The 16857-nt window shown below is 35.1% G+C and carries 11 protein-coding genes and 1 riboswitch; of the genes, 2 read left to right on the forward strand and 9 right to left on the reverse strand.

What is annotated here, in order from left to right:
• Positions 1 to 45: 45 nt before the first annotated feature.
• The 3 genes from FN817_RS06035 to FN817_RS06045 all read right to left on the reverse strand — a co-directional run bounded on the left by FN817_RS06035 (position 46) and on the right by FN817_RS06045 (position 6319).
• The gene (locus FN817_RS06035; RefSeq protein ID WP_142717156.1) at positions 46 to 369 is read right to left on the reverse strand and encodes a DUF6660 family protein; all 324 of its coding nucleotides are present in this window, start codon (positions 367 to 369) and stop codon (positions 46 to 48) included.
• A 1505-nt stretch (positions 370 to 1874) separates the two neighbouring features.
• On the reverse strand, positions 1875 to 3368 hold the full coding sequence (locus FN817_RS06040) for a RagB/SusD family nutrient uptake outer membrane protein (RefSeq protein ID WP_142717157.1): 1494 nt from the start codon (positions 3366 to 3368) through the stop codon (positions 1875 to 1877).
• Between the two features lie 17 nt (positions 3369 to 3385).
• Positions 3386 to 6319 carry a SusC/RagA family TonB-linked outer membrane protein gene (locus FN817_RS06045; protein WP_142717158.1) on the reverse strand — a complete coding sequence of 978 codons (2934 nt, stop codon included), beginning with the start codon at positions 6317 to 6319 and terminating at the stop codon, positions 3386 to 3388.
• Positions 6320 to 6402: 83 nt separating this feature from the next.
• Positions 6403 to 6501: riboswitch (SAM riboswitch) on the reverse strand.
• A 245-nt stretch (positions 6502 to 6746) separates the two neighbouring features.
• Here FN817_RS06045 and FN817_RS06050 point away from each other — a divergent pair.
• A complete protein-coding gene (locus tag FN817_RS06050; RefSeq protein WP_142717159.1) occupies positions 6747 to 7154 on the forward strand; it encodes a type II 3-dehydroquinate dehydratase in 408 nt (135 codons plus the stop codon).
• A gap of 61 nt (positions 7155 to 7215) precedes the next feature.
• On the forward strand, positions 7216 to 7653 hold the full coding sequence (locus tag FN817_RS06055) for a hypothetical protein (protein ID WP_142717160.1): 438 nt from the start codon (positions 7216 to 7218) through the stop codon (positions 7651 to 7653).
• Between the two features lie 51 nt (positions 7654 to 7704).
• Here the strand turns inward: FN817_RS06055 and pckA are convergent, their stop codons facing one another.
• From pckA to FN817_RS06085, 6 genes are all read right to left on the reverse strand, one after another.
• On the reverse strand, positions 7705 to 9321 hold the full coding sequence (pckA, locus tag FN817_RS06060) for a phosphoenolpyruvate carboxykinase (ATP) (RefSeq protein ID WP_142717161.1): 1617 nt from the start codon (positions 9319 to 9321) through the stop codon (positions 7705 to 7707).
• 127 nt (positions 9322 to 9448) lie between these two features.
• Positions 9449 to 10354 (reverse strand): GYDIA family GHMP kinase, encoded by a 906-nt coding sequence (locus tag FN817_RS23375; RefSeq protein ID WP_142717162.1) that lies wholly within the window; start codon positions 10352 to 10354, stop codon positions 9449 to 9451.
• Between the two features lie 10 nt (positions 10355 to 10364).
• Positions 10365 to 11240 (reverse strand): ACP S-malonyltransferase, encoded by an 876-nt coding sequence (gene fabD / locus FN817_RS06070; RefSeq protein ID WP_047422329.1) that lies wholly within the window; start codon positions 11238 to 11240, stop codon positions 10365 to 10367.
• A gap of 70 nt (positions 11241 to 11310) precedes the next feature.
• A complete protein-coding gene (locus FN817_RS06075; RefSeq protein WP_228451490.1) occupies positions 11311 to 13278 on the reverse strand; it encodes a LysM peptidoglycan-binding domain-containing protein in 1968 nt (655 codons plus the stop codon).
• Between the two features lie 38 nt (positions 13279 to 13316).
• A complete protein-coding gene (bshC, locus tag FN817_RS06080) occupies positions 13317 to 14903 on the reverse strand; it encodes a bacillithiol biosynthesis cysteine-adding enzyme BshC (protein WP_142717163.1) in 1587 nt (528 codons plus the stop codon).
• Positions 14904 to 14915: 12 nt separating this feature from the next.
• A complete protein-coding gene (locus tag FN817_RS06085; protein WP_142717164.1) occupies positions 14916 to 16853 on the reverse strand; it encodes a putative porin in 1938 nt (645 codons plus the stop codon).
• Between the last annotated feature and the right edge of the window lie 4 nt (positions 16854 to 16857).

The following is a 16857-nucleotide window of genomic DNA, read 5'->3' on the forward strand; positions in this document are numbered from 1 at the left end:
ACGATTAAGCATTAGAAAGCATCGCTTTCTAAAAGTCAATAAAAATTAAATTTTAGGAGGCTGCCAGATAGGATCGTAAATCTGGTAAGCAAAGTCGTTTTTGTGGAATAAGATCTTCTTTGAAAAATAAGCTGGAATCTGCTCCGGAATTTCTAATAAAGGATCCATTTTAAATGCTGAAACTGTCATCTGACAACAGCTGCACACACACAAGGGAGAACAGATATCTCCTTTCTCTGTAGAATGAACACCATTAATACTTAATACAATCTTATTATCGCCTGTATTCAATGGATGGGACGTATCTTCACATGGCATCAGTGATAATGCTATGAAGTAAATTGCCAGTATCCATCTTAAGAGGTTCATTGTTACAAAGGTAGAGATTTTTTCTAAAGTTGAAACCTTTCTCTATATAACTGGCTCATAAAAAAATATAATTTTTAATTCCAGTTTATTTAATAGAATAGATTTTTAGTTAAAAAAATTCACCATATAGATAGTTTACAGCAATAAAGAAACAGCAAAATAAAATATTCATTAAACAAAATACAATATTATTTAATTTTTATACATAGCCGTAATCCAGGCCAAAGTAAGGGTGTCACTGTAAATGTAAATGTTATTATTGGAACTAGTGGAGGTGGTTACACCAACATTAGTATATATGATATATCTACGCATAGATATTTAAATGGAGGACAAATCTTACATAGAAGATAATATGAAAATCAGACTAATTCATTCAATAACTATAGTCATTATTTTTTTTAAGGATTTTTTATAGTAATTCAATACAAAATCTTTCGGAAAATTTAAAAAAGTTTTTTAAATTCTATTTTGAAGATATCAGAAGTTTGACTTATCTTTTTTTAGGTTTTTCAATGTTTATAAATATCTTTTTACTCAAAAAAAATAATGCAACTGTAATTGTGTACTCTCTATTAATATTAATTAATATTTTGCTTATACTTTTTTCAATAAAACTTTATTAAAATAGTACACTAATTACTAATAAAAAAACATTATTTTCTTATTGGAAACATTGACTGCCTCTATACTGGGGCAGTCTTTTATTAATTCAAAAAGCTCCCGCAATACGCAGTGGATAAAAAAATCAATATAATTATAGAATATGTTTTATAAATTCGGACTAATCTCAAACTCTATCAGTCAAGTACTGAATAAATAATAATTGCTGTTCGGTGTGAAAACCGTTATATTCGTGCAGGTAATTAATCAATAAGCAAAAGCTTAATTTTGCACACTAAATGAAATATTTTTTATTTATACCTTTTATGATCTATCAGTTTTTGAAAAAGCGAAATAAAACTGATAGCGATGCTTATATGAATAGCATTCTCATTTTATATATATATACATTCCTCTATACTTTTTTTTTAATCCCTCAAAGTGTAGATTTTGTATTTATTATAATAAATAAAATTTCTGGAAGTCTGGGATTTTCAACGAATAATAGACTGGTGAAGTATGTCTTTTTCATTATATTAACAATACCCTTTTTTGCTTTTATTAGAAAAAAAAGGTTGGATACTATAAAATTTAATGACTTTGAATATAAAATAGCTTACGTGCTCACAGGTTTTATCCTCTGGTTTCCTATAGCTTTGTTTATTTTTTTACTTATCAAACTTTTACTGATTGATTAGAATGTACTATAAATTTGTAAGCTATGGGTTTCATCCCATTGACTAACCCTGAAAAAGATTGACTAATTCATTAATAATTTAAATATACTTAAATCAGAATAGGGAAATTCCTATTCTGATTTTGTCTTTTATAGGTTTTAAAAATAAAAAACCACCGCAATCGCAGTGGCTTAAAAAATCAAATCTAATTATATGTATGTCCTCTTATAAATTCGGGTTATTTTCAGCTTCTCTCTGTGGAATACTGAATAAATAATAATTACTGTTGGGTGTAAATGCAGATTTATCCGGGAAATCAAGAACAGAATGTCCTTTACCGTCTACTGTTTTCACTGTTCCTTCTGGTGTAGTGATCTGAACTTTTATAGGTTTACCATCAGCATCTACGAATGGTTTTCTTACTACTGTTCCCTGCGTTCTGATAATATCTGAAAGGGAAAACCCTTCTCCAAATAATTCTTTTCTTCTTTCAATTAAAACTGCTGCTACAACCTCATTTTGTGATAAGGAACCATTGTAAATATTGGCATTTCTAGCGGTTTTTAACTGGTTCAGGACTGTTACTGCCTGAGATACATTTCCGTTTCTGGCTTCAGCTTCCGCTTCAATCAAATACATCTCTGCAGCTCTCATGTAAACAATATCCGCAATAAGAGTTGGCTTAAATTTAAACTTGGCATACCTCAGCAATCCTTCTCTACCTTTCTGCCCGTCCCATGAAAACAACTGGTATCTGATGTCATTGGTATCAAAAAGATCTTTAAAATAAGGATCCGCCATAAAACTGTAATAATAACTTCCTGATGAAGAAACATCCAGATAATGGAAGGCATAACTTTCATCGGACTGTTCCTGGGTCTGTGCATGTCCCCAGATCCATTCAGCATTATTGATATCATTGAAGCCATCTTTATATTTCTCCGGAGCCATTAGAGAAAAACCTTCTCTTGCAATTTTTGCAGATGCTGAAGCTTTGCTCCATTCACCGGTATTCAGATAAGTTCTGGCAAGAAGTCCGTTGACTACAGCACGATTGATCTTATCTTTATTATTTCTTGTATAGGTTTTCAACAGGTTGTCTGCATCTGTAAGATCACTTTTAATCAGAGTATAAATTTCTTCAAGACTTGCTCTTTTCTTTCCTACCGTACTGGTTGTAGAAGGTTCAGTATAAATAGGAGCTGTTAATGCTGACTTATCTTTCAGATAGCTGAATTGGTAAAAGCTCGCCAGATTCAGATAACAGAAAGCACGCAATGCTTTTGCCTGTCCTTTCACCTGATCTTTTTTCTCCTGACTTCCTTCCGTCCCATCAATTCTTGTAATAACATTATTCATATTATTGATGGTGGAATACAACATCGTCCAGATAAATAAAGGTCTGCTTGCCGTACTGTTTACCATTTCTGTAAAAGCATAGGTAGAAGCAAAGCCATATTTATTGGTCAACACCGCTACATCACTTCCCATGGCATCACTGGCTCTTAAAACAGTGGAATACCCGATATTGGCATAGGTTGTCCCATCATTATTAAATTTTGCCCAGGTACCATTCACCACTGTCTCGGCACTTTCGGCTGTTTTGAAAACTTCTACGCTGCTGGCCTGATCAGTCGGAGCAGTATCCAGCTCACTTTCACAGCTTGTCAGCGATAAAAATCCGATAAGAGCAAACGATAGATATTTTAATTTTTTCATTGTTTCAATTTTAAAGGTTAAAGTGTTGCCTGAAGACCGAAAGTGATCGTTCTCATTGCAGGATATCTGTAGTACGTTGTTCCATCCAACGCCTGCTCAGGATCCATTCCCTTATGTTTATAGAAGGTCAGAAGGTTTTCTGCCTGGATATAAATTCTGAACTTCTTCAATCCTATTTTCTCAAAATAATCTTCAGGAAGGGTATATCCTAAGCTTACATTTTTAAGTCTTGCATACGTTCCGGAGTAAAGAAATCTTGAAGACGTTGAGGTCCAGTTATTCGTTGTTGTACTTAATCCCGGCACATCTGTATAAGGATTTTCCGGGGTCCATCTGTTCAACATTTCTGCGCTCCAGGCACGTCCTCCGGCACTTCCGTTATGCATGATGGAAGTATAATCGGTATCCAGAATCTTTCCACCGATTTTGAATGTCAGTAATCCTGAAAAATCAAAATTCTTATATGTAATACTTGTACTGATACCTCCGGTCAGTTTAGGTAATGCGGAACCTTGTAAAAGTTTTGTAGCTTTTGAATATTCCGAAGTAGTTCCTTCCACTGAATTTCCGCTGGCATCTGTAGAGACCGTTTTCCACAATGGTTTTCCATTGCCTGGATCTACACCCACCCATTCCGGAATAAAGAAATCATATACAGAACCTCCTACCGTTAATAACTTGCTACCCACTACAAGAGAACCTCCTGGTAATTTGGTTACTTTGTTGTTTAAAGTACTTAGGTTAACATCAAGATTCCATTGGAAATCCTCAGTCTTAACAGGTGTTGTGAATAATGAAAATTCAAATCCTGTATTCTGAATCGTTCCGATATTGGCAGGATAATCACTGATTCCCAACGACGGCGCAACCGGCATATTAAAGAGAAGATCCTGGCTTTTTCTTTTGAAGTATTCGATATTCCCTTTAACCCTGTTATTCAGAATCGCGAACTCCAATCCTACATTCAAATTAAGGTTGGTTTCCCACTTTACATTATTGGTAGACGTTTTTTCAAGGGTTGTTCCCGGTTCTCCACCAAGGCTGATAAATCTGTACAACTCCTGATAAGCATAATAAAGCGGCTGCCCGTTAGGTCTAAGTAATTTATCATTTCCTTGTCCTCCGTAGCTGGCACGCAATGTCAATTGATTAAAGACATTCAGGCTTTTTACAAATTCTTCATTTGAAATCTTCCATGAACCTCCCACTGACCAGAATCTCCCCCATCTGTTATCCTTCGCAAATCTTGAAGAACTGTCTGCTCTTCCTGATGCTGATAAAAAGTAAGTATTGTTATAATCATACTCCACCTTTCCAAGGAAGCTCAATAAGCTTAATTTATTACTGTTTCCACTGAAACTTCCCAGTAGAGAAGCAGCATCCGGCTCATAGTAATAAGGCAGTGAGAACTGACTTCTTGTTCCTGAAATAGTTTGATAATCATATTTATAGAATTCATGTCCTGCTAAAGCATTTACATGGTGCTTCCCAAATTTCTTATCGTATGTCAGAATATTGCTGGTTGTGTAAGAAAGTGTTCTGGTATTGGTTTTCGTTACTGAACCTCCAATTTCAGCACCTTGTCCCAGCAATGGATTTGAATAATAATGTCCGTTATAATTCACCAAATCAACAGAAAAACTCGTTTTGAATTTCAACTCCGGTAAGAAAGTGAATTCCATGAATCCTTTTCCTGAGAAGTTGTCTTCTTTATTTTCGTTTTTATCTAATGGCAAGGTTGCAGCCGCATTCTGATTCTGAAGCGCATTAGTAGGTCTGTACTTTCCAAAATCATAAATCGGGTTTCCATCTGCCCCTAAAATATAGCTTCCATCTGCATTTCTTTCATAATAAGGATAGAATGAAGGAATAAATCTAGCAGCATTGATGATATTGCTGGCCTTAGAATCTGAAGAAGTCGGCGCTTGTTGAATGCTGTTTGTGTAACTTAAGTTTACCCCAACATTCAGCCATTTTTTTACTTCAGAATTGATCTTTAATCTGGTATTATATCTTTTAAATCCTGATTCAATCGCCATCCCTTTATCATCCAGATACCCTAATGAAAAGAAATAATTACTTTTTTCACTTCCTCCGCTGATGTCAAGATCTACCTGATTTCTTGAAGCCACTCTCTGCAGAATATCTCTCCAGTCATCATTCCAAAGTGGTGATGCACCTGGTAATAATTTCCCATCTGTTCCTATAGGTTTCGGATATGCTGTTCCGTATGGATTGATCCCAAGGGTAGAGACAAGATTGTCTGTTGCCATCTGTGCCGCCTGTTGAGAAGATACTTTTCCAGACTGGTACCCGTTTCTCAAGGCTTCCCAGTATAATTGAAAGTATTGGTCTGTATTTACCTGTTCGTAATCTTTTACAGCTCTTCCGGAGAATCCCTGACTGATATTAAAATTAACTTTCGCTTCTCCTTTTTTACCTGATTTTGTGGTAATAATGATAATCCCGTTTGCTCCTCTTGATCCATACAAAGCACTCGCAGTGGCATCTTTCAAAACACTGATGGATTCAATATCACTTGGGCTTATAGAGTTAATATTTCCATCAAAAGGAATTCCGTCTACTACGTATAGCGGATCGCTGGAAGCACTTATTGAACCAATCCCCCTGATCCGGATGGTAGAAACCGCACCAGGCTGTCCTGATGCACTTGTTGTCTGAATCCCGGCAACCTGCCCTTCCAATGCCTTGGTAATATTGGTTACAGGTCTGTTATTGATCTTATCACTTGAAATTGTAGCAACGGAACCGGTATAGCTGTTTCTTTTAGCTTTTCCATAGGCTACGACTACAACTTCATCAATTTCTTTTTCATGAAGGCTATCCTTTTTCGGCTTGGAATTCTGTGCATGTACACTGGTAACCCCAAGAAAAAATGCAGCAACCGGAGGAATCCAGGCTTTAGCAGAGAATAGGTTTTTGTTAATCATAATCAATTTTATTTATCATATATTAAAATTTTGCCCTTTGCCGAAAAGTCAACAAAGGGCATCGATAAATACGATTAACCAATTGCTTATTTTTCCTTAAAAGGCTGAATGTAACACCTTGCCCAATGGGTAGGTTGTCAAGATTTCATAGGGTCAGTTCCCTCCATCTTTCTTTATAAGCCGATCGAAATATGGTTGCAAAGCTAAAAAGTTTTAGTCCACAAAACAAGTAGACTTATTATTTTTTTCATGATAATTTTTCAAAAATTAACATAAGATTTTAATAAAACCCATTCCTGCAAGGAGTTGTAGCCATTATCATTTTATCAAACATGACAAATATCATTATTAATAATTCAATTTAACAAAAGTCAATCTATGCTGAAATTTCTGATCATTAATTAAAAAAAGTTTCTAAATTTATAGTATGAAAATTTTGATTATAAATGGACCTAACCTCAACCTATTAGGCACCAGAGAACCTGAAATCTATGGAAATGTCTCTATGGAAAGCTATTTGGAAATTTTAAAGTCCGAATTTCAATCTTATAAATTACAATATTATCAGTCAAATATTGAAGGAGAGCTTATCAACAGGCTTCAGGAAGATGACTTTGATGCCGTTGTGATTAATCCGGGAGCTTTTACCCATTATTCTTATGCAATAGCTGACTGTTTGAAAAACATCAGAAAACCAAAGGTTGAAGTTCATATCAGTAATATCTACAAAAGAGAGGAATTCAGGCAGAAGTCTGTCACAGCAGCTAATACGGATGCGGTTTTATCTGGTTTTGGAATGGATGGATATAGATTGGCTTTATTGAGCTTAAAATAAGTTTTTAACCACAGATTGCACAGATTTTCACAGATGTTTGTGGATATAGAGAGAGTAATTTATGAAGATAAATGATAAAATTTACTGTAAGGATGTTGGGGTATATTCCGGTCAATTAACAAAAAGAGAATCCTATATCATTAAAGAAATAAACGATGAAAATGTAAGGATTCAAAATAATGAAGGAAGACTGAAATGGTATTCGAAATTTTATTTCAGTTTAAATAATGAACCGGAAATAATTTCGATTAACATAGATGATACAATAGAAAATATTGAATCTGATGCCATAGAAGTAACCATTACATTTTCTGACAAAGCAAAATATTGGATGACCTTCACAACTCCAAAGTATTTAGATAAGATGTTGGGCGAAGAGTCTTATTTTTCTTCAAAACACTTTATGATTATAAAATCTCTAACTGAAGAATCAATCAAATCAACAGTCTTAAAACTTGATGAACAGGATGAATTGATTGAAAACTGTAAAAAATATTAATAAAAAAGCCTCATCGTTGATGAGGCTTTTTGTGTATGCTATTAATAACTATTAGATAGTTTGTTCCTGTAATTGAGGTCCTGAAGCAACTAATTTCTTACCTTCTTCAGTATCACAGTACTGCTCAAAATTCTTGATATATCTTGAAGCAAGATCTTTTGCTTTTTCTTCCCATTCTGAAGCACTCTCATAGGTATCTCTAGGATCTAAAATACCTGTAGAAACGTTTGGTAACTCAGTAGGAATCTCAAGATTCATGATTGGAACCTGAGTTTTAGGAGCATTATCAATAGAACCGTCAATGATTGCATCAATGATTGCTCTTGTATCTTTCAGAGAAATTCTCTTTCCGGTACCATTCCAACCTGTATTTACCAAATAGGCTTTAGCTCCGTGCTCCTGCATTTTGCCGATCAATGTTTTAGAATACATTGTTGGGTGTAATGTAAGGAATGCTTCCCCAAATGCCGGAGAGAAAGATGGCTGAGGTTCAGTAATTCCTCTTTCCGTTCCTGCTAATTTTGATGTATAACCGCAAAGGAAGTGGTATTGAGCCTGATCTTCATTCAATATTGAAACCGGAGGAAGTACTCCGAATGCATCTGCAGAAAGATAAACGATCTTCTTCGCATGACCAGCTTTAGATGGTAATACAATTTTGTTGATATGATAAATTGGATAAGAAACTCTTGTATTTTCTGTGATAGATCCGTCTGTATAATCTGCTACTCCATTGTTCACAACAACGTTTTCAAGAAGTGCATCTCTTTTGATGGCAGCGAAGATATCCGGTTCTTTTTCTTCTGATAAGTCGATAACTTTAGCATAGCATCCACCTTCATAGTTGAATACTCCGTTGTTATCCCAACCATGCTCGTCATCACCGATAAGGTATCTTTTCGGATCTGCAGACAAAGTAGTTTTTCCTGTTCCTGAAAGACCAAAGAATAAAGCTACATCACCTTTTTCTCCTACGTTAGCCGAACAGTGCATTGAAGCCATCCCTTTTAATGGAAGGTAATAGTTCATCATCGCGAACATCCCTTTTTTCATCTCACCTCCGTACCATGTACCTCCGATAATCTGTAGTTTTTCAGTAAGGTTGAACATGATGAAGTTTTCAGAATTCAATCCCTGAGCTTCCCAGTTAGGGTTGATTGTTTTAGAACCGTTGATTACTGTGAAATCAGGTTCTCCAAAGTTTTCAAGCTCATAGTGAGAAGGACGAATAAACATATTAGTAACAAAATGCGCCTGCCATGCTACTTCAACGATAAATCTTACTTTAAGTCTCGTATCCGCATTTGTTCCGCAGAATGTATCTACTACATAAATCTTTTTAGATTCAGCAAGCTGGTTCAGCACTAGTTCTTTACAAGACCCGAAAATTTCTGCAGTAGTAGGTAAATTTACTTTACCATCCCAGAAAATTGTATCTCTTGTAACATCATCCTGAACAATATATCTGTCTTTAGGTGAACGACCTGTGAAAATTCCTGTTTTTACTGATACCGCGCCAGATTCTGTAAGTTCAGCTTTCTCAAATCCCTGATTTTCAGGAGAAACTTCAGCCTGGTATAATTCTTCGTAAGAAGGATTGTACACTACTTCATAGTTTCCTTTAATCCCTAATTTCTCTAAATCCTGGATGATTTTAGTGTTTTTCATTTTACTTATATTTTCTATTTCTTTATTGACTTCAACAAAAATAATATTAATTATTTGTTAAAGGTGGTTTAAATATACTGATATAAGTCAGAATGGCAAACAAAAAATAGGTTTTGTAAATTACTGATTATGAATCAATTATTTCAGACCATTCAAAAACGGAAGGAAAACCTTTCTCCCAAAAATAGTTCTTATAGTCCCCAAATTTGGCACTCATTACAAAATCTCCGCCCCATGCGCCTAAACTTTTGACAAATGAAGGACAATCTGAGAATAATTTCTCTTCAACTGTGAGAATTTCAAGAAAATCAGCTATTTTTCGCTCATGAATCATCATTAATTCGGAAAAGTTTTCCAATTCATCGCATAACATTATTTTCTTTGTGATTTCCGAAAATTCATTCACCAGTTCCGGAGACTTCTTTTTTGATTTGTAAAAGTTGATTCCTTCTCTGCTATCCTGCTTCTGATTTAAATGAATAAAAATCAGTTCATTTTTAAATGAGGGATTGAAATCTACCTTCTCATATTTTACCTCAGGTTTGCTTTGGAAAAGAACTGCAGATTTTTCTTTTGCGACTGCTATATCATATCCACTTCCGCCCAAACTAATAGTATTAAGATGAAAAGGATCAATCTCTGCCCATTCTGCAAGATTGTTCATCAACGTGGAACTGCTCCCAAGACCATAGTCTGCAGGAAACTGAAGGTTGGTTTTTAAATGGTAAGTAAGATTTGACTTGAATTTAATATTAGAAAGCTGCTGAACATTCTTTAATGTTTTCACAATAAATTCAGCGCTTGATAGAATATTGGTTTCTAAGACCTGCCAGTTTTTATAATCAATGACAGCCTTCAACCAGAATTTGTTTTGATGATAAGCCTCCCAAAAAACAAGTGACTTGCCATCCTCTTTTTCTTCAAAAAAAAACTCTTGTCCCAGCTTGGTAGGTACCGCTAAGACAAGAGCTCCATCGATTGCGAAATATTCTGAAGTAAGCATAAGCTTGCCCGGTGAAAATATCGCGTTCATATATTTTTAATTAGATTGCAGAAGCAGCATCTACTGATCCGTCAATTTTTTTGATCAATCCCTGAAGGGTTTTTCCTGGTCCTACTTCTACGAAGTTAGAGGCACCATCCTTAATCATATTCTGAACAGACTGTGTCCATTTTACAGGACCGGTAAGCTGAGCGATCAGGTTTTGCTTGATCTCGTCAGGATTTGTTACCGCTGTTGTAGTGATATTCTGATATACAGGAATCGTTGCTTTTCTGAATTTTGTTTTTTCGATAGCCGCCGCCAATCTTTCCTGTGCAGGCTGCATCAATGGTGAATGGAAAGCTCCGTTTACCGGTAGTAACAATGCTCTTTTAGCTCCTGCTTCTTTCAGTTTTGCACAAGCTTCTTCTACTGAAGGTGTTTCTCCTGAGATTACCAGTTGCCCCGGACAGTTATAATTTGCAGGAACAACAATTCCGCTGATCTGTGCACAGATTTCTTCAACCTTAGCATCATCTAATCCTAAGATAGCAGCCATAGAACTTGGATTGGCATCACAAGCGTCCTGCATAGCTTTTGCTCTTTCGGAAACTAATTTCAAACCGTCATCAAAGGATAAAACTCCATTGGCAACCAAGGCTGAAAACTCTCCTAAAGAGTGTCCTGCAACCATTTCAGCACCAAGACCATTTACGGCTTTTAATGCTGCTACTGAATGTATAAATATTGAAGGCTGGGTAACCTCTGTTTTTTTAAGATCTGCATCCGTTCCGTTAAACATAATGGAAAGAATGTCGAAACCTAAAATTTCATTGGCAGATTCCATCAGATCTTTAATATCTTTTCTAGAATCATACAATTCTTTTCCCATTCCTACGAACTGAGAACCCTGCCCTGGAAATACAAGTGCTTTCATGTATTGAATTAAATATTATGCAAATATAACTATAATGTTAACAATATTCTTTTAAACAGCTATAAATCATTTAAGGTACTAACCTGATTACTCTATAACCAGTATTTACATAAGCACCATTAGCTTTAGATTTTACAAACTCAAATTTTGTAGCAAGCTGAGTCTGAACTTTATTCATCTGTTTAAAGATCTCTCCTTTTTTATTTTCTCTGGTTAACATGTCGTTTACTACATCAAAACCTACGATAGCATATTTTGGAGGAGTTTTACAGTATTTGCTTTTATAAGCAGCCAGAATTTCTTTTTCAAAACCACCTTCAGTGTTGATCTTTCTGTCCATAAGATACACCAGACTTGCCTGGCTCAGCTCGTCAACTTTTTTCTCAAAAGTTGGAGAATAGAACATACTGAACGCCTTCACACCCTGTACTTCCTTAGAAATAGCGATCACTCTGTTGGCAAAAGCATCTCCTGCTGCATTATCATCATTGGCCAAAATGGCAATAACCGGTGCAGACTGACCTGTCATCATATTCTGATCAGGCTGAATATCTGCCGGAGAGTTGACAATAATAATATTAGGGTTTTTCACCGCTTTTTCAAGCCCTGCTTTGATGTAATTGGCATTTTCTTTCTTAGCATCTGCCACTACATATATTTTCTGGTCAGAATAAATTCCTTTTACTTCTTCTACAATCTTATCAGCATACGTCTGATTATTGGTTTCAACGATAATAAGATTACTATAGTTATATAATTCCGGAGTATTAGCAAATGGCGCAACAACCGGGATTTTCTGATTTTTGGTAAAATCAAGAACATCAATTACATTAGATTTAAAGAAAGGCCCGATAATAAGATCTGTATTGTCAGGATTAATCTGTGTCAAAGAGTTTTTGAATGACGCTTCATTTCCTGAGTCTACGATTTTGATATCCAGTTTTTGTCCACCTCTGGCATTTCTTTCAATAGCAAGTTTAGCTCCTGTTAAAAAGTCAAGTGCCATTGTTCTGTACTGGGTTTCGTTTGTACTGTACCCGAATGGAAGCATTAGGATCACACTAAGAGCATCACCGTTTTTCTTACTATATGCTGCATCCTGTTTTTTGATCTTTAAAACCATTCCGGTTTTCAAACCATGAGAAAGATCCGGGTTAAGAGCAATAAGTTCATCAATAGAAACACCGAATTTATTCACGATGGAAAATACAGTATCTCCTTGTTGAACGGTATAGGTTACATAATCATCTCCTGTAGCAACATTGGAAGAGGCAGTCGATTTCTCATTACCTGAATCCATTTTTGCTTTTGGATTTACTGGCTCAGCAACGCTATCTGTATTTGTATTAGTATTAGATGTTTTTACTTTAATGGTTTCACCAGGTTTAAGGCCTTTTTCTTCCAATCCTGGATTTAAAGCATACAGGTCCTGCTGGCTGATTCCAAACTGTTTTGTAATTCTGTAATAATTATCTTTAGCCTGGATCACATAAGATTCTCCTTCTACAGCAGTGGTAACCGTGGTAGGTGTAATTGTTGTTATGTTTTTTTCTACAGCGGGCTCAGCGTGTTTTTCTGCTGGTACAGCCTGTTGTTCACCTCCATATTTTTTAATGCTGGCAAGAGGTAATGTGATCTCATCTCCGATTTTCATATGAGAATCCAGTTCAGGATTCAGCTTTCTTAAATCAGTTTCAGAGATTCTGTATTGTTTTGTGATGCCATAAATCGTTTGTTTTGGCTGCAAAACAATTTTACCCAGAGAAGAAGTACTTGCTGTTGAAGTTGCTTTTTCTGCTGGGGCCGTTTTTGTCACAACCGGAGTGGCTGCTTTATCTGATTTTATAGTTAAAACATCTCCGATCGCCAGTTTGCCATCTTTATGTTTTGGGTTTAGCTTCAGCAATTCATCTACAGTCATTCCATACTTTTTTGCAATGTTGTAAGGATTGTCACCTTGCACAACTGTATGTGATTTCTGGGCTGAAACTCCCAAAACCATACATAAACTGGATAGAATAAAAAACCTCTTTATCATAGTCGATAATTATAATTTACAAAAATACTTCTTTAAAATTAAATGGCAACAATTATTAATTTTGAATCTTGAACCACCATTTCTTCCAAACAATTTTCAAGCCACGAATAGCCGTAATCTGAAAAGAATACACTAAAGTTATACACTCTTTCCTGCCATGTTTTTGCGGGATGAACATCTAAAAACAGATTTTCAAGTCTTTCCAGCAATTCATTCTGTTTTATTTTTTCAGCATGAAGCAGACGTTTTTTCATTCTTTTAAATGACTTCAATTGTCGTACTTCTTCTGCCTTCACCATATTTCCGAAAGACTTTTCGGTTGTTTCTGCTGAAGCTCTCAATGCCGAAAAATTGCTAACCAACAATTCCTCTTTCTCGTCAAGCAATTGTAAAATCGGATTATCTTTTAAAATTTTATGATTGGTAAGTACGGTAAAATTCTGGAAAAAGTCTTCTATTTTAAGATCCAGTTTCTCAATTTTTCCTAAAGTTTTCTCTTTCAGGAAAAGCATCGAGTTTCTTGGAATAAGTATAGGAAACGGGATATTAATTTTTGAAAAATAATCTTTAAGCTCCAGCCAGTACATAATTTCAGCATTTCCTCCAATATAAGCCAGATTCGGAAGTACATTTTCCTGATACACGGGACGCATTAAAGCATTGGGACTGAATTTTTCCGGATGATTTTCCAATTCAGACAGTATTTCTTCTTCTGTAAACTGAATCGTTTTATCTACAATAATGTATTTCTGTCCGTTAAATTCTATTCTGTCTCTGGTTTCAGAAAGATAAAAAAGGTTAATCTCGCGGGGATTTACCTGAACTTTCCCATATTTTTTTGTCAGAAAATCTACTTTATTTTTAGATGTTTTCTGTAAACTAAAGTGTAGAAGTTCATCTTGAAAGATCTCCTTCATCTGATTTTTAAGTTCTTTAGAGTTTCCATCCAAAATCAAGAGCCCGAATTCTGAAAAAAGGCGGTTGACAAGAATCTTAATTGCCTCCGTTAAAGTGTTTCCTGCTTTATAAGCTTCTTTCATCATTAAGATCAGCTCGGTTCCGAAAATAGAATCTTTAAATTCTTTCTCAAATTCAGAAATAAAATAGGTATCGCTGATCTCAATTCTACCTACCGGACCACCTGATTTCTCTTTGGTTTCATAATAATTATTCTCGGTTTTAAAATGATTGATCTCAGCAAAATCATGATCTTCTGATGCCATCCAATAGACCGGGACAAAATTAAAATCCGGAAAATTTTCTTTCAGATAGGTACATGTCTTTATGGTCTGAAGAATTTTATAGACAAAGAAAACAGGCCCCGAAAACAGGTTCAGTTGATGTCCTGTTGTAATGGTAAATGTATTAGGCTGTCTAAGATTTTCAAGATTTCCCTTCTGTTTTGAAGAGAGGGAAAGGCTTGAAAGCTGACCTTCAAACACCTCTGATAAAATTTCTCTCTTCCCTGATGAAAAAGAGTCTTTTTTCAAATGAATCTGTTGTTTAAAATGATCTAAAGAAAATGTATTATTCTCAAAACCCTCAATTTTCTGATTCAGAAAATCTTTTACCAATTGAGGAATGCTTTCTATATCGTTGAATGATATTTTATTTATTGTTTTCAACCTGTACAGTTTTTAGTTGAACAAATACCACACAATCCCGATATTCAATCTGAAATCATATACCGGATAATGTGGAAATGCATATGCTTTGTTATTGGAAATAACAGTTCCTATCTGCTGACCTTCTATGAAAAAGAACATCTTTTTCACTTTCATATTGATATAAATATCGGCGATAGGCTGTCCTCCAATTGAAAATGAATCTGCTCTTGGGAGGATATATTCGTTAAGAACAGGGAAATAATCTCTTGATGCAAACTTAGAGAAGTAATATACTTTAATACCTGCCTGAATTTCTGCAGCTTTTTTGAATGCCTGTGTCTGGTAGAAAAAATTAGCTCTACCAATAAAACCTGGCATAGGAAGCAATTCTTTATTCGTTAAAGTATTTTGGAAATGTACCCTTGTATTCAGATGGAATTTGTTGAAGCTGAATGTAGCATCACCTCCGATCTGAGAAATATTCACAGAATTATCACTTTGTTTTGGATTTCCGTTGCTGTCAAAATAAGTAAAGTTATCTATTCTGAAATAGTTGGCAAAAATCTCTGTTTTGAACCATTTCAAATTGATACTTCCTCCCACTTCCATGACAGACTGGTTCTTTGCGTTTTCAAGATAATAATTGAAATTATTGTAAACGGAAGTATTCAACAAATAATTAAATGAAGGATAAGCACTTTGGAAATTTACTTTGGCATTAACAAAATAATCCTTAATAGGCTCGAACTTTAGGTTATTGGTTGTTTTCAGATAGCTTTTAAACTGACTCCCGTTTGAAAATTCAAGGAATGAATTCAGCTGGATTTTATCCCAAAGTTTCACCTGTAAGTTTCCTACCGCTCCGATTCTGTTTTCTTTAAGTTCACCAGGAAAAGGAACGCCGTTAAGGGCAACAACATCTCTTATTCCCAATTTGATCATCTGATAACGCACACCAGCATCCAGTTTGAATTTTTCATTATTAAAAATCAAGCTTACCGTATTGCTGAAGTTTTCAGAATATTTTTTTGTAGTCAATGGGAAACCATTAACCAATTCAGTAGGAGCATCATACCAATAAGACTCTAAAGCTGACTGGTTATAATAATATTTATTCCCCTGATGCGAAATAATATGTCTTATGCTGAAAGGAAATTTTCCGGAATTAAATGGAGTGAACTGATGGCTCAGGTAGTATCTTCTGTAAGAAAACTGTGAGCTGCTGGATGCAAGATTTACCTGGGCATTTTGCCTGTTGCTATAATTACTGTCACCATTCATAAAAAGGTTATCTTCTGTAATACCCCCACTTTCCTGATTGTTTACATTCTGGTGAAGATAGTGAGCGAAAATTTCATAGTTTCCACTTTTTGAGATATAGTGACCTGAAAATAAAGTATTGTTATTCGCTGCTAATGAGTTTCTGTAAAGTCCCTGAGAACGAAGCCCCATATACTCAAGAGCAAAATTGAATCTTTTTCCAATATTCTGGGTATAAGTAGATGTTAAAGCCGCTCCGTTTCGCATTGCATTGTGATAAACAAATGTTGCGGTAGGAGTTTTTACGTCATAATATTTCACATCATTGGCCCCAATGATCATATAAGATTTGTTGGATGGCAGCAAAGATAGGTTCTGCTCATCATTCACCTCAAATACAAGAGGATTGAATCCCGATCCTATATTAGCAGTCTGTACTCTCCCAAAATTATCTTTATTATTTTGTTGCGAAAAGATATAGGTTTTATCAAAAGTCATTACCGTATCAAAAACTTTTTTTTCAGAAAACTGAGTCTGATACTGGTAATCATTAATAGTAGGTTTAAAAATTTTCAGGGAATCTTTTTTCCCGGAATCAATTACAAGAGTGTCTTCTTTTTTAGGCTGAGGCTTTGTATCAGCTTTATTAACGACCTGAGCCCTGGCTACAAAACTTAAAGAGAAGAGTATGAAAAGGATGTACTTCATTATT

This window comes from Chryseobacterium rhizoplanae, assembly GCF_900182655.1.
Lineage (GTDB): Bacteria > Bacteroidota > Bacteroidia > Flavobacteriales > Weeksellaceae > Chryseobacterium > Chryseobacterium rhizoplanae.

Bases quoted from the DNA above. Each gene is read 5' to 3' on its own strand.
- FN817_RS06035 (WP_142717156.1), bottom strand. From the start codon at position 369: ATGAACCTCTTAAGATGGATACTGGCAATTTACTTCATAGCATTATCA.
- FN817_RS06040 (WP_142717157.1), bottom strand. From the start codon at position 3,368: ATGAAAAAATTAAAATATCTATCGTTTGCTCTTATCGGATTTTTATCG.
- FN817_RS06045 (WP_142717158.1), bottom strand. From the start codon at position 6,319: ATGATTAACAAAAACCTATTCTCTGCTAAAGCCTGGATTCCTCCGGTT.
- FN817_RS06050 (WP_142717159.1), top strand. From the start codon at position 6,747: ATGAAAATTTTGATTATAAATGGACCTAACCTCAACCTATTAGGCACC.
- FN817_RS06055 (WP_142717160.1), top strand. From the start codon at position 7,216: ATGAAGATAAATGATAAAATTTACTGTAAGGATGTTGGGGTATATTCC.
- pckA (WP_142717161.1), bottom strand. From the start codon at position 9,321: ATGAAAAACACTAAAATCATCCAGGATTTAGAGAAATTAGGGATTAAA.
- FN817_RS23375 (WP_142717162.1), bottom strand. From the start codon at position 10,354: ATGAACGCGATATTTTCACCGGGCAAGCTTATGCTTACTTCAGAATAT.
- fabD (WP_047422329.1), bottom strand. From the start codon at position 11,240: ATGAAAGCACTTGTATTTCCAGGGCAGGGTTCTCAGTTCGTAGGAATG.
- FN817_RS06075 (WP_228451490.1), bottom strand. From the start codon at position 13,278: ATGATAAAGAGGTTTTTTATTCTATCCAGTTTATGTATGGTTTTGGGA.
- FN817_RS06085 (WP_142717164.1), bottom strand. From the start codon at position 16,853: ATGAAGTACATCCTTTTCATACTCTTCTCTTTAAGTTTTGTAGCCAGG.